Consider the following 13092-nt stretch of genomic DNA (forward strand, 5'->3'; position numbering starts at 1 on the left):
AATGCCGAAATGTCGGCGCGAGGCACCCCCCTCTGTCCTGCCGGACATCTCCCCCGCAAGGAGGGAGATTGGCAGCTTCATCGGCGGCGATCTTTCTTCAACGTTGGCAATTGGCGAAAGCAGCCACGACATCCGATCTCCCCCCTTGCGGGGGAGATGTCCGGCAGGACAGAGGGGGGTGCCTCGCGCCGACCTTTTAAAATCATTCGCATCGCGCAGCATTGAAGAAGGGGCGCTGAAGCGCCCCTTCTTCGCGCCGACCACTGCTCACCCGTTCACCAGCGCCAGCAACTCCTCGGTGTAGCGCTTGCCCATCACCTTATCCGGCGACAGCGCCTCACCAATCGCCGCAACCTCGGCAGCACTCAGCTCAACCCCAGCCGCCGCCGTGTTCTGCTCGAGATGACGGATTTTTCGTGCACCGGGGATCGGCACGATGAAATCGCCCTGGTGCAGCACCCAGGCCAGCGCCAGCTGCGCCGAGGTGACGCCCTTCTCCGTCGCCAGCTTTTCCAGCGTCTTGATTACCTTTGCGTTGGCTTCCATGGCCTCGGCCTGGAAGCGCGGCAAGGTGCGGCGCCAGTCGCCATCGTCAAGCGTTTCGGGCTTGGCGATGGTGCCCGTCAGCAGGCCACGGCCGAGCGGGCTATAAGGGACGAAGCCGATGCCGAGTTCGCGGCAGACGGCGAAGACGTCTTCTTCCGGGTCGCGGCTCCACAGCGAGTATTCGCTCTGCACGGCCGCGATCGGATGCACGGCATGCGCCCGGCGGATGGTCGCGGCACTTGCCTCCGACAGGCCAAGCGCGCGCACCTTGCCCTCGCGCACCAGTTCGGCCATGGCGCCGACCGTGTCCTCGATCGGCACGTTGGGGTCGACGCGGTGCTGGTAGTAGAGGTCGATGACATCGGTGCCGAGCCGCTTCAGCGAGGCCTCGGCCACCGCCTTGACGTGCTCGGGGCGGCTGTCGACGCCGGCCATGCGGTCGAGGCCGGTGCCTTCCTCCAAAATCTTGAAGCCGAATTTCGTCGCAATCGTCACTTTGTTGCGCACCGACTTCAGTGCCTTGCCGAGCAGGATCTCGTTCTCGTAAGGGCCGTAGACTTCGGCCGTGTCGAAGAAGTTGACGCCGATCTCGACGGCGCGGTGCAGCGTGGCGATCGCCTCTGCCTCCGGCTGGCCGCCATAAACGAAACTCATGCCCATGCAGCCGAGGCCGACCGGGAAGACTTCGAGTTCAGGTCCTAGTTTGCGGGTTTGCATCACGCGTCTCCTTGTTGTGATGCCGAGGAGATAGCGCCTTGCCTTGTGTTCGATAATAGGCTCATCTTAGCACGGGCTGTTCCAAGAAATAGATCAATGAATCGTGCGCATCTCTCGCAACTGGCGGTACTGGCAACCGTTGCCCAATGTGGCAGCTTTCGCGGCGCGGCCAGGGAATTGGCCATCGCGCCGTCGGCGGTCAGCCACGCCGTGTCCAGCCTGGAGGCGCGGCTTGGTGTGCGACTGCTGGCACGCAGCACGCGCAGCGTCGCGCCGACGGAAGAAGGCGCACAGCTGTTGGAGCGATTGCGGCCGGCGCTTTCCGAGATCGACCTGGCGCTGGAGACGGCGGTCGAGTCGCGCGACCGGCCGACCGGGAATCTCAGGCTCAGCGTGCCGCGCACGGCAGCGCATCTGGTGCTGACGCCGCGGCTCGGCGCCTTTGCCGCGGCCTATCCCGACATCGTGCTGGAGATCGGCATCGAGGACCGCTTCACCGATGTGGTGGAAGGCGGTTTCGATGCCGGCGTGCGGCTCGGCGAGAGCCTGCAGCGCGACATGATCGCGGTGCGTATCGGGCCGGACCTTCGCGGCGCGGTGGTCGGCGCGCCATCCTATTTCGCCGAGCGCCCCAAGCCGCACCACCCGCGCGACCTTGCCGACCATCGCTGCATCCGCTTCCGCTTTTCCAGTGGCATTCTCTACCGCTGGGAATTCGCCAAGGGCGGCGAGGAGATCGAGATCGCCACGCAAGGGCCGCTGATCCTCGACGAGGACCATCTGATCGCGCAGGCGGCGGTCGACGGCGCCGGGCTTGCCTTCGTCTTCGAGCCTTATGTCCGCGCCCCGCTCGCCGACGGCAGGCTGATCCGCGTGCTGGAGGACTGGTGCCCCTCCTTCGACGGGTTCTTCGTTTATTATCCCAGCCACCGCCAGATGCGGCCAGCGCTGAGGGCGTTTGTCGATTTCTTCAAGGTGAGTGTGTAGAGCGCGCGCCTCACCCTCCCTTGGGAGGGGTGAAGGGCGCTGGACGAAAGCTGACCCGGCGTTCGTTAACGCGTTATGAAGACCTCAATCACCAACACCCCAACCCGCTACGGTTGGGCGACGATCCTCCTCCACTGGCTGATCGGCGTCATCTTCATCGGCCAGTTCGCCCTCGGCTTCATTATGGTGCGACTGACCAGCCAGCGCATGGCCTTCGAGCTGATCCAGCTTCACAAATCGCTGGGCTTTCTGCTGCTTGGCCTCATCATCCTGCGCATCGGTTGGCGGCTCGGCAATGCGCCGCCGCCGCTGCCGGCTTCGGTCGGCGCCCTGGAGCGGCGTTCAGCGCCGCTCGCGCATCTGGCGCTTTATGCCTTCCAGATCGCCTTGCCCTTGTCGGGCTGGGTGCTGGTTTCGGTTTCGATGCTGGAAATCCCCACCATGCCGTTCAACCTGTTCGTGATGCCCAATCTGCCGCTCACCGAATCCGATGCCGCCGAAAGCTTCTGGGCGGCAGCGCACTGGTATCTCGCCTATGCCGGCATCGCGCTGGTCGCGCTGCATGTCGGCGCCGCGCTCCGCCACCACTTCCTGCTGCGCGACAGCGTGCTAGCACGCATGATCACGCCTTCGTCAGGTGGGGAATAGACCGGCGACCACGCTCGTTGGTGGGTAAGGACGCGAAAAGCGTTGTCTCCAGGAAAGGAACCATCCCATGCATGCGCGCATCCTTGGATTCGCGGCTTTTGCCGCATGCCTTGCCGTGCCCGCAGCCGCGGCAGTAGCGTTGAACGACGCCGCCGGCAGCTACACGGTCAGTACGGCAGGCTCCAGCATCCGTTTCACCATAGGCAAGGCCGGCGGTGGCGGCTTCGACGGCGCCTTTGCCCGCTTCAAGGGCACGATCCGTATCGACAATGGCGATGTCGGGCGCTCGAAGGTCGACCTCACCATCTATCCGGAAAGCGTCGGCACCGGCCAGGGCCGCATCGATGCGTTCCTGCGCTCCGACGCGGTGTTCGATGCGGCCAACAGCCCGGAGATCCAGTTCCGCTCGACCAGCGTGACCCGCACCGGCGACACATCGGCCCTTGTCACCGGTAGGCTGACGGCGCGCGGCAAGACGTTTCCGGAAAAGTTTACCGCCGAGCTCGATGGGTTGAAGGGCGGCGCGATAAAATTCCATGTCACCGGCAAGGTGCTGCGGTCGCGCTACGGCATGGATGTCGGCACGCCGCTCTATTCCAACATCGTCGACTTCGACATGACGCTGACGGGCAAGCGGGGTTAGTTTGCTACGGCACTCCGCATTGGCTTTTCCATCGATTTCGGGCAAACCTCGTCTGATATAATCGACATGGAGAGAGTGCGATGTTCCGATGGGGTGTGTTGTCGACGGCCAAGATCGGCCGCGAGCAGTTGTTGCCGGCAATCGTCGAGGCGGAGAACGGCGTGCTGTCGGCGATCGCCAGCCGCGACCTGTCGAAGGCCAAGGCGTTGGGTGAGCGGTTTGGCGCCCGCCACGCCTTCGGATCCTACGAGGAACTGCTCGCTTCCAAAGAAGTCGACGGCGTCTATATCCCGCTGCCGACATCGCAGCATGTCGAATGGACGGCGAAAGCCATCGAAGCCGGAAAACATGTGCTGGTCGAGAAGCCGCTCGCGCTCGACGCCAAGGACATCGCGCCACTGATCAAGCTGCGCGACGCCAGGAAAGTGCTGGTCTGCGAAGCCTTCATGGTCATCTACCACCCGCAATGGATCAAGGTGCGCGACCTCATTGCCAGCGATGCCATCGGCCGGCTGCGCCATGTGCAGGGCGCGTTCTCCTACTACAATGTCGACCCCAACAACATGCGCAACCAGCTCGACCTTGGCGGCGGCGCGCTGCCCGATATCGGCGTCTACCCGACCGTGTCGACGCGCTTTTCGACCGGCAAGGAACCTATCCGTGTCCAGGCGACGATCGAGCGCGACAAGAAATTCGGCACCGACATCTACTCCTCGATCCGCGCCGATTTCGGCGACTTCGAACTGTCCTTCTACCTGTCGACGCAAATGGCGGCGCGGCAGGTGATGGTGTTCCACGGCGAGGAGGGTTTCATCGAGGTCTTTTCGCCCTTCAATGCCGGGCTCTACGACCATCACCGCGTCGAACTGCACAACCAGAACCACACCGAAGCGCAAGTGTTCCGCTTCCCCGGCACGCAGCAGTACCGGCTGGAGGTCGAGACTTTTGCGCGCGCCGCACAGGGCGGCAAGGAACGTGTCTTCACGCTGGAGGAGTCCGTGCTCAACCAGAAGGTCATCGACGCCATCTTCCGCGCCGGCGGCAAGGACGGATGGGAAGCCGTCTAACTCTCTGCAATAAAATAGCCGGCTAATTCTGGGAGGAAAAATGGCTGACGACGCGGACGTGATCATTGTCGGCGCCGGCCTTGCCGGGCTGGTTGCCGCTGCCGAGCTTGCCGAGGCCGGCAAGAAGATCATCATCGTCGACCAGGAGCCGGAGCAGTCGCTGGGCGGCCAGGCGTTCTGGTCGTTCGGCGGGCTTTTCCTCGTCGATTCTCCCGAGCAGCGGCGCATGCGCATCCGCGATTCGCACGACCTAGCGCTCGATGACTGGATGGGCACCGCCGCCTTCGACCGGCCGGAAGATTTCTGGCCGCGCAAATGGGCGGAAGCCTATGTCGGCTTCGCCGCCGGCGAGAAACGGTCCTGGCTGCTGCAGCGCGGCCTGAAATTCTTTCCCGTCGTCGGCTGGGCCGAGCGCGGCGGCGGCAATGCCATCGGCCACGGCAATTCGGTGCCACGCTTCCATATCACCTGGGGCACCGGCCCCGGCGTGCTCGAGCCCTTTGTCCTGCGCGTGCGCGAAGCGCAGAAGCGTGGACTGATCAGCTTCAAATTCCGTCACCGCGTCAATGAACTGACGCGAACAGGCGCTGTCGTGACCGGCGTGCGCGGCGATATATTGCAGCCGAGCACGGTCGAGCGCGGCCGCAAGAGTTCGCGCGATGTCGCCGGCGATTTCGAACTTCATGCGCAAGCGGTGATCGTCGCTTCCGGCGGCATCGGCGCCAATCATCAGCTGGTGCGGGAAAACTGGCCCAAGCGGCTGGGTGCCGCACCAAAACGCATGATCACCGGCGTGCCCGACCATGTCGACGGCCGCATGTTGGCGATCACGGAAGCCGCCGGCGGTTCGATCATCAACCGCGACCGCATGTGGCACTATGTCGAAGGCATCAAGAACTGGGCGCCGATCTGGACCGAGCATGCGATCCGCATCCTGCCCGGCCCGTCGTCGCTGTGGCTCGACGCGCGCGGAAAGCGACTGCCGGTGCCGCTCTATCCCGGCTTCGACACACTGGGCACGCTCAGCCACATCATGAGCACCGGCTTCGACTATTCCTGGTTCATCCTGACCAAGAAGATCATCCAGAAGGAATTCGCGCTGTCGGGCTCCGAACAGAACCCGGACCTGACCGGCAAGAGCTGGCGCCAGGTGCTCGGCCGCGCCACCTCAGGCATCCCAGGACCGGTGAAAGCCTTCATGGAGAAGGGCGAGGATTTCATCGTCGAAGCCGACCTTTCGAAGCTGGTTGCCCGCATGAATGCACTGGCCGGCGGCGAGCCGCTGCTCGATCTCACCCAGGTGGAGCGCGAGATCCGCGCCCGCGACAGACAACTCGACAATCCGTTCTCCAAGGACATGCAGATCACCGCGCTACGCGGCGCCCGTGCCTATCTGGGCGACAAGCTCATCCGCACGGCCAAGCCGCACAAGATGCTCGACCCGGCAAATGGCCCGCTGATCGCGGTGCGGCTCAACATCCTAACCCGCAAGACGCTGGGCGGCCTGCAGACCGATCTCGACAGCCGCGTGCTGGGCGCCGATGGCCAGCCGGTGCCGGGGCTCTATGCGGTGGGCGAAGCGGCCGGTTTCGGTGGCGGCGGCGTGCATGGCTACGCGGCGCTGGAAGGCACGTTCCTTGGTGGCTGTATCTTTTCCGGCCGTAGCGCCGGCCGGGCGGTGGCACGCTCGGTGGCGTGAAACGACGCCATCGCTGTTGCCTGGGCTCCTATACGCTCGGGCGATAAACATATGACTTTTTTATATTTTTCAGATTTCGCCCGCCTCGAATACAAATGCCGATGCTTTTATCTTTCTGAGTGTAGCCGGTGCTGAGCCGCTGCAGGCAGCCGCCACCTCGTGGCGGCGGAAAGAAGGAAGTCTTCGATGTTCCTCTCAGACGGGCTTTATCTGCCCACTCATCGCCCTTTGCCGGCGTCGCAGGTCGAACAGATCAGGCGCGCGGCGAACAGCAATCGCCCGCAGGTCAGCCTGGTCGCGCCCTTCACACCGACATGGTGGCTTCTGGTCGTCGGCGCCTTGGTGGCCGCCGCCGCGATCGCTGCCCAGCTTTCCTGAAAGGCATGAGATGACCATGCAAAGCTCCCCTATTCCTCCTGACGGAAATGCCCTTCACCGCTTCGTCGTCGGGCGCGATGGCGAAGGCCACTGGATCGCGCGTGACGAAGAAGGCCAGACCGGCGGCGTTTTTGCCGACAGGAATTCCGCTGTGCGTTTCGCCACGATGGAAAGCGGCCATCGCGCCGGTGCAATACGCTTCGCGCCGGCAAGCGTGCGGCTTTCCCTGTTCAACTGAGCCGCGCCCGGTTCCGCGCTGGTCGGAACGATCTGGCCATGGACAACTCCAACGACATTGCTGGGCCAAACAGCGCCGATCTCACCGGATTGCTTGATCGGCTGCCGCATGTCGGCAGGCTGCTTGAGCACCAGCTTTGGGAGGCGGCACGCGCCCTGTCGCTCGACAGATCGTCCCGGCAAGGCCGCCGGTTTGCCGGCCTGATGGAGGTCGGCGCCATCCTAGACGCCGTCCTACTGCTGGTCGCTGCGTCGAAACCGGAGCGTTCGGTGTCGGCCATCAGCAAGATCGGCGTGCGCTGGCTCTGTTCCATTCAAATCACATCCGTAGGGAAAACGGCTCGGGCCGCCACAATCGAAGCAGACCATGTGGATCTGGCTGCCGCATTTCTGTCGGCCCTGCTTTCCTCGCATCTCGAAGAGACGGTGCATCCAAGAATTCACTCAGGAGACTCTGATTGCCATGACACCAGAACAAGCCCGAATACGCCTGACCGGAGCGATGACCGCGCTGGTGACGCCGTTCACCGACGGCGAGGTCGATCTGAAGCAGCTGACCGCGCTGTTGCGCTGGCAGATCGAACAAGGGATCAACGGGCTGGTGCCGTGCGGCACCACAGGTGAGGTGCCGACCCTGTCGTGGGAGGAGCGCCTGGACATCATTGCGCTGTGCGTGAAAATCGCGGCCGGCAGGGTGCCAGTTATCGCCGGCACCGGCACGAACAGCACCGAGACGACGATCGCCTTTTCGACCGCCGCCGAAGCCTTTGGCGCCGACGCCGCCCTCATCGTGACGCCCTACTACAACAGGCCGAGCCAGGAAGGAATCTTTCGCCACTTCGAGGCGGTCGCAGCCAAGGTCAGGATACCGATCATCGTCTACAATGTGCCGGCACGAACCGGCGTCGACCTGTCGGAGGAGACGATCGAGCGCCTGGCGCAGATTCCGACCATCGTCGGCATCAAGGACGCCACAGGCGAGGTAAGCCGGCTATCCACGCTTCCGCCCGTGCTCAGGCGTCGCTTCATCTGCCTCTCCGGCCATGACGCGACGGCGTTCGGCTTCAACACGATGGGCGGGCGCGGGACGATCTCGGTGGTCTCCAACGTTGCGCCGCGACTGTGCGTCGAGATGCATGATGCCTGCCGGCAGGGCGACCACCACACCGCCCGGGCCGTCCATCATCGCCTGCGGCCGCTGATCGCGGCGCTTGAACTGGAGAGCAATCCCGTGCCGGTCAAATATGCGCTGAGCCTGGCGCTGGGGCTGAGCCCGGATGTCCGTTTGCCGATGACAGCTGTTCGCCCTGAAACCGCGGTCGCGATACGCGAGGCCATGTTGACGCTGAATGGCGGTAGTGCCGGCGTCGTGCAATCAGGGCCGGCGCTTGCCTCGTCCACGCCGTGGCGGCTTTGACGGAAGCGCGTTGCCATCGACGGCGTAAGCCAGCCCCGGCTGGACGATCCATTCACCGGTGCGGAGCGCTTTGTCGGTCGGGCCGCCAGTCAAACGGCGGCCCGGAATTGCATAGTCGCTGGCTGCATAGAAATTCGAGAGCAGGTTTTGGCCTAAGATATATGCCTGCCCGCGATCAGAGATGCCGGCGCCGGCGCGGCTCGATACAGTCGGGCGACGGCGTCGTCGCCGAGCCGCCAGCGCAGTCGGGGCCGCCGGGTTGCATGTCCGGCCGTGGCGCGCAGTCAATTGCAGGTCCGCCGCAATCGGGGCGGTCCGGCCTATCGGGCTGGTCTGGTCTATCTGGTCGATCAGGCCGGTCCGGGCGATCTGGCCTGCCCGGCCAGTCGGGCCTGTCGGGGCGATCCGGCCTATCAGGTCTGTCGGGGCGCCAGGGTCTGTCCGGCCTCCACGGCCTGTCGGGTCGGTGGTCGCGGTCGCGCCAGTGGTGGTCGCGCCAGGGGCGGTCGCGATAATCGTCCGTATCGCCGCATGCGCTGAGCGTCGCGGCGCAAAGAAGAAGCGCCAACGCGCTTCGAAGCCTGGTCATGTCTGTGATGTCCTGCTGTCGGTCAAACCCAGCGTGGTCTGCACCGCCTGCATTGCACCTGCATTGCGCATCCCTGTCCGATCATGTCCAACTCACAGGACAGGGAAAATGCTCACCACACCCAGGCGCCTCGTCCGAGCGCAGCGGCTGCGTCGACGATCCGCGTGAAACTTTCGCGGGCGCGGCCGACCGTGTGCCGGGCCCTGAGATAGCCATGCACCAAACCCGGCTCCTCGAACCAGGTGGCTCGCCCGCCCGCCGCGATGACCCGGTCGCGATAGGTCTCGCCGTCGGACGACAGCGGGTCGCATTCGGCGGTGATCAGCACCGTCGGCGGCAGATTGGCGAAATCGGTGTCGGCCAGCGGCGACAGCGTTACATCGCCGGTCCGGTCGGCGCCGCCGGTGCGGATATGCTTGTAGAATTCGAGATCGCGCATGGTCAGCATCGGCGCTTCGGCATGCGTGAGATAGGAACCCTTCGAGCGGTCACCGCCGAGGCCGGGATAGATCAGCACCTGGCCAACCGGCCGTTTCGCGTGGCCGCGCGTGGCGTGGCTGACGGCGGCGCAGAGATTGCCGCCGGCGCTGTCGCCGCAGAGCAGGATGGGGCGATCGCGGGTGGACGCAGCCCATTCGAAGGCGGTCATCGCATCGTCGAAGGCGGCCGGATGCAGATGTCCCGGCGCCAGCCGGTAATCGACCGAGACCACTTCGTAGCCGGTACGCGCGCAAAGTTCGGCGCAGACATCGTCATGGCTGTCCAGCCCGCCGAGAATGAAGCCGCCGCCATGGATGTAGAGCACCGTTGCTGCAGGTTGCGGGGCGGTACGGTAGATGCGGATCGGGATTTTGTGCGTAGCCGTTGCTATCGAAGAGGTTTCGACCGCGACACCTTCGGGGTAGCCGGCAAAGAATTCCCGGCACATGCGGTCGTAGATCGCGCGCTGCTGGGTGATCGTGTAATCGATCGTGTCGGGCGGATAATAGGAATTGGTGCGCTCGATGAAAGCCCAGGTCTCGGTGTCGATGAGGGTTTTGTAGTCGGTCATGCTGGCTGCGCCGACTGCACAGGTTGAGCCGAGGCACCCCCCTCTGTCCTACCGGACATCTCCCCCGCAAGGGGGGAGATTGGCAACTTTGGTCGCGGCGCTGTTCTTGCGGCGCTGGTGATTGGCGAAAGCAGAGATGACATCCGATCTCCCCCCTTCCGGGGGAGATGCCCGGCAGGGCAGAGGGGGGTGCTTCGCGCTATCATTTCCGCAGAATCACTTCCCCTTCCACACCGGATCACGCTTTTCGGCGAAAGCGCGGAAACCTTCCATATTGTCCTCGGAACCGTAGAGCGCATCGACCGTCGCCAACTGGCGGCGCGTCACCCGGTTCATGGCATCCTGGAAGGTCAGCGCTTCGGCCACCCGCGCCGTCTCCTTGATCGCCGCAAACACCAGCGGCGGGCCGCTGGCGAGCAGGCGGGCGATCTCCCAAACGCGGTCCTCGAGCTTTTCCTTGGGCAGCACTTCGTTGACCAGGCCCCAGCGATGCGCCTCGGCGACATCCATCCAGCGGCCGGTGAGCAGCAGGTCCATGGCGACATGATAGGGGATGCGCTTCGGCAGCTTGATCGTCGCGGCGTCGGCCAGCGTGCCAGCGCGGATTTCGGGCAGTGCGAAGGAAGAGTGATCGGAGGCGTAGATGAGGTCGCAGGACAGCGCCAGTTCGAAGCCGCCGCCGACAGCCATGCCATTGACGCAAGCGATGACCGGCTTGTTGAGGTCACGCAGTTCCTGCAGGCCGGCGAAGCCGCCGACGCCATAGTCGCCATCGACCGCGTCGCCGCCGGCAGCGGCCTTCAGGTCCCAGCCGGCGCAGAAGAACTTGTCGCCTGATGTCTTGACGATTGCGACACGCAATTCCGGATCGTCGCGGAACGCCTTGAAAGTCTCGCCCATCAGCCGCGAGGTCTTGAGGTCGATGGCATTGGCCTTGGGTCGGTCGAGCGTGACCTCGAGGATCGAGCCTTCCCGGCGGGTCGAAATGACGTCAGACATTCTTGTTCTCTCCCAGCACCAGCAGCGCGTCGGCGATCCAGGCGCCCTTGCCTTCGACGCAGACGATCAGCGGGTTGATGTCGAGTTCCTCGATCTCGCCGGCATTTTTCTGCACGAATCCGGCGATGCCCGCGATGGCGTCGATGGCGGCCGCAACGTCGGCCTTGGGCCTGCCGCGATAGCCTTCGAGCAACGGGAACAGTTTGAGGCCGCGCAGTGCGGCCTCGATATCGTCGCGTGTCGCCGGCAGCATCAAGGTGACGCTGTCGCGCAGCAATTCGACCAGCACGCCGCCAGTGCCCAGCGTCATCACCGCGCCGAACATCGGATCCCTGGTGAAGCCGACGATCAATTCGGCGACGCCATCGCGCACCATGCGCTCGACATAGAGCCCAGTGCCGAGCGGCAGCAGATCATGCGCCGCCGTGCTGACGGATTCGGCGTCCTTGAGGTTGAGCCTGACAGCGCCGACCTCGGATTTGTGGGCGACGCCCAGCGCCTTCAGGGCAACGGGAAAGCCGAGCGCCATCGACGAGATCACAGCCTCGACCGCATTGCCGGCGCGCTCGCCTTTCGGCACCGGAAGCCCGGCCTTGATCAGCCTCGCCTTGGCCTCGGCCTCATCAGGCGTGACATGATCGCCGCCGGCAGCGCCGGAAGCAGAGGTGTCGATCGGCTGCGCCTGCGGTTCAGCCCACGCCCAGCCGATGAAGGCTGCTGCGCCTGCGGCATCCATCGCCTCGGAAATACCGAACAGAGGCACCATGCCCCGCGCCATCAGTTCGGCGGTGTATTCCTCGGGCAGGTTTTCCGGCAGCGAGGAAACGATCGCGCCATGCGCCTTGTTGGTCTTCAGCGCCGATTCGAAAGCGCGCAGCGTCGCCCACCAGTCGGTGACCGAGCAGCGGTCCGGGCGCGGAAAGTCGAGCACCAGCATGTTGAGGTCGAAGCCACCCGACACCATGGCGGTGAAGGTGGCGGTCATTGCCGGCTCGTTGTTCCAGATGAAGGTGTGGTAGTCGAGCGGGTTGGCGACCGCGACCAGCGGCCCGAGCGTCGATTTGACATGGGCGCGGTGTTTTTCCGTCAGAACCGGGAAGTTGACCCAGCGCCCTTCGGCGCTGTCGGCCATGACGGAAGCCTCGCCGCCCGAACAGCTCATCGACGACAGTCTGTACCCGGGCAGCGGGCCGGTGATGTGCAGCAGCTTCAGAGCCTCGATGAAGGCAGGAATGGAATCGACGCGCGCAATGCCGAGCCGCCTCAGGAAGGCACCCGAGGCCGCATCCGAACCTGCCAGCGAGGCGGTATGCGAGACGGTTGCTTGCCTGGCCTGCTCGGAACGCCCGACCTTCATGGCGATGATCGGTTTTTTCAGCTCGCGCGCCCTGGCGGCCAACCGTTCGAAGCCGGCTACGGAGTCAAACGCTTCGATGTGCAAGCCGAGCGATGTCACCCGATCGTCCTCGATCAGGCCGAGCGCCATTTCGGAAAGGCCGGTCTGCGCCTGGTTGCCGGCCGTCATCAGGAAAGCGATCGGCAGGCCGCGCTTCTGCATCGTCATGTTGATGGCGATATTGGAGGACTGGGTGATGATGGCAACGCCCTTGCCGCCTTCTTCCAGCCTGATGCCGCCATGCTGGTCGGGCCACAAAAGCGCGCCGTCGGCATAGTTGATCAGGCCGTAGCAGTTCGGCCCGATGATCGGCATCTCGCCGGCGGCGGCGACCAGTTCACCCTGCAGCCGTTCGCCGTCGTCATCATAGGCCTCGGTTTCGAGGAAGCCTGCGGCAAAGCAGACGGCGCCGCCGGCGCCACGTTCGGCCAGCGCCTTGATCACCTCGATCGTCAGATGCCGGTTGACCCCGACAAAGGCGGCATCCGGCGCGCCGGGCAGATCGGCGACCGAACGATAGGCCTTGCGTCCGGCGACCTCGTCCTTGGTCGGGTGCACCGGCCAGATTTCGCCGGCAAAACCCATCTTGATCGACTGCGCAACGACGGCGGCCGCTTGCACGCCACCGAACACGGCGATCGATTTCGGGCGCAGGAGACGTTCGAGTTTATGCATGGTCATCTTTTCGTTTGAGCATCATCTCCAGGACAAACGATCT

General features: G+C 64.4%; 12 protein-coding genes. 8 read left to right on the top strand and 4 right to left on the bottom strand.

Features of this window, described 5'->3' with window-relative positions:
- Nucleotides 1-267: 267 nt before the first annotated feature.
- Nucleotides 268-1263, bottom strand: a complete 996-nt coding sequence (locus AC1DX4_RS01570; protein WP_477218640.1) for an aldo/keto reductase — start codon at nt 1261-1263, stop codon at nt 268-270.
- Between the two features lie 96 nt (nt 1264-1359).
- On the opposite strand from AC1DX4_RS01570, the gene AC1DX4_RS01575 reads away from it, so the two are divergent.
- The 8 genes from AC1DX4_RS01575 to dapA all read left to right on the top strand — a co-directional run bounded on the left by AC1DX4_RS01575 (nt 1360) and on the right by dapA (nt 8339).
- Nucleotides 1360-2250 (top strand): LysR family transcriptional regulator, encoded by an 891-nt coding sequence (locus AC1DX4_RS01575; protein WP_477218641.1) that lies wholly within the window; start codon nt 1360-1362, stop codon nt 2248-2250.
- A gap of 75 nt (nt 2251-2325) precedes the next feature.
- On the top strand, nt 2326-2898 hold the full coding sequence (locus tag AC1DX4_RS01580) for a cytochrome b (RefSeq protein WP_477218642.1): 573 nt from the start codon (nt 2326-2328) through the stop codon (nt 2896-2898).
- A gap of 67 nt (nt 2899-2965) precedes the next feature.
- Nucleotides 2966-3541 (top strand): YceI family protein, encoded by a 576-nt coding sequence (locus tag AC1DX4_RS01585; RefSeq protein WP_477218643.1) that lies wholly within the window; start codon nt 2966-2968, stop codon nt 3539-3541.
- 80 nt (nt 3542-3621) lie between these two features.
- A complete protein-coding gene (locus AC1DX4_RS01590; RefSeq protein ID WP_477218644.1) occupies nt 3622-4608 on the top strand; it encodes a Gfo/Idh/MocA family protein in 987 nt (328 codons plus the stop codon).
- Between the two features lie 40 nt (nt 4609-4648).
- Nucleotides 4649-6307, top strand: a complete 1659-nt coding sequence (locus AC1DX4_RS01595; RefSeq protein WP_477218645.1) for an FAD-binding dehydrogenase — start codon at nt 4649-4651, stop codon at nt 6305-6307.
- 186 nt (nt 6308-6493) lie between these two features.
- A complete protein-coding gene (locus AC1DX4_RS01600) occupies nt 6494-6685 on the top strand; it encodes a hypothetical protein (protein WP_477218646.1) in 192 nt (63 codons plus the stop codon).
- 16 nt (nt 6686-6701) lie between these two features.
- Nucleotides 6702-6923, top strand: coding sequence for a hypothetical protein (locus AC1DX4_RS01605; RefSeq protein WP_051429750.1), 222 nt, complete (start codon nt 6702-6704; stop codon nt 6921-6923).
- Nucleotides 6924-7385: 462 nt separating this feature from the next.
- Nucleotides 7386-8339 (top strand): 4-hydroxy-tetrahydrodipicolinate synthase, encoded by a 954-nt coding sequence (gene dapA, locus AC1DX4_RS01610; RefSeq protein WP_477218647.1) that lies wholly within the window; start codon nt 7386-7388, stop codon nt 8337-8339.
- 701 nt (nt 8340-9040) lie between these two features.
- Here the strand turns inward: dapA and AC1DX4_RS01615 are convergent.
- The 3 genes from AC1DX4_RS01615 to AC1DX4_RS01625 form a co-directional block, all read right to left on the bottom strand.
- A complete protein-coding gene (locus tag AC1DX4_RS01615; protein WP_477218648.1) occupies nt 9041-9979 on the bottom strand; it encodes an alpha/beta hydrolase in 939 nt (312 codons plus the stop codon).
- A 216-nt stretch (nt 9980-10195) separates the two neighbouring features.
- A complete protein-coding gene (locus tag AC1DX4_RS01620; RefSeq protein ID WP_183464839.1) occupies nt 10196-10978 on the bottom strand; it encodes a carnitinyl-CoA dehydratase in 783 nt (260 codons plus the stop codon).
- The gene (locus AC1DX4_RS01625; protein WP_477218649.1) at nt 10971-13049 is read right to left on the bottom strand and encodes an acetate--CoA ligase family protein; all 2079 of its coding nucleotides are present in this window, start codon (nt 13047-13049) and stop codon (nt 10971-10973) included. The genes AC1DX4_RS01620 and AC1DX4_RS01625 overlap by 8 nt, the downstream gene beginning before the upstream one ends.
- Between the last annotated feature and the right edge of the window lie 43 nt (nt 13050-13092).

This window comes from Mesorhizobium sp. P3_A8 (genome assembly GCF_056402995.1).

What these genes read in the sequence shown, in the direction of transcription:
- AC1DX4_RS01570 (WP_477218640.1), bottom strand. Translation starts at nt 1,263, where the DNA reads ATGCAAACCCGCAAACTAGGACCTGAACTCGAAGTCTTCCCGGTCGGC.
- AC1DX4_RS01575 (WP_477218641.1), top strand. Translation starts at nt 1,360, where the DNA reads ATGAATCGTGCGCATCTCTCGCAACTGGCGGTACTGGCAACCGTTGCC.
- AC1DX4_RS01580 (WP_477218642.1), top strand. Translation starts at nt 2,326, where the DNA reads ATGAAGACCTCAATCACCAACACCCCAACCCGCTACGGTTGGGCGACG.
- AC1DX4_RS01585 (WP_477218643.1), top strand. Translation starts at nt 2,966, where the DNA reads ATGCATGCGCGCATCCTTGGATTCGCGGCTTTTGCCGCATGCCTTGCC.
- AC1DX4_RS01590 (WP_477218644.1), top strand. Translation starts at nt 3,622, where the DNA reads ATGTTCCGATGGGGTGTGTTGTCGACGGCCAAGATCGGCCGCGAGCAG.
- AC1DX4_RS01595 (WP_477218645.1), top strand. Translation starts at nt 4,649, where the DNA reads ATGGCTGACGACGCGGACGTGATCATTGTCGGCGCCGGCCTTGCCGGG.
- AC1DX4_RS01600 (WP_477218646.1), top strand. Translation starts at nt 6,494, where the DNA reads ATGTTCCTCTCAGACGGGCTTTATCTGCCCACTCATCGCCCTTTGCCG.
- AC1DX4_RS01605 (WP_051429750.1), top strand. Translation starts at nt 6,702, where the DNA reads ATGCAAAGCTCCCCTATTCCTCCTGACGGAAATGCCCTTCACCGCTTC.
- dapA (WP_477218647.1), top strand. Translation starts at nt 7,386, where the DNA reads ATGACACCAGAACAAGCCCGAATACGCCTGACCGGAGCGATGACCGCG.
- AC1DX4_RS01615 (WP_477218648.1), bottom strand. Translation starts at nt 9,979, where the DNA reads ATGACCGACTACAAAACCCTCATCGACACCGAGACCTGGGCTTTCATC.
- AC1DX4_RS01620 (WP_183464839.1), bottom strand. Translation starts at nt 10,978, where the DNA reads ATGTCTGACGTCATTTCGACCCGCCGGGAAGGCTCGATCCTCGAGGTC.
- AC1DX4_RS01625 (WP_477218649.1), bottom strand. Translation starts at nt 13,049, where the DNA reads ATGCATAAACTCGAACGTCTCCTGCGCCCGAAATCGATCGCCGTGTTC.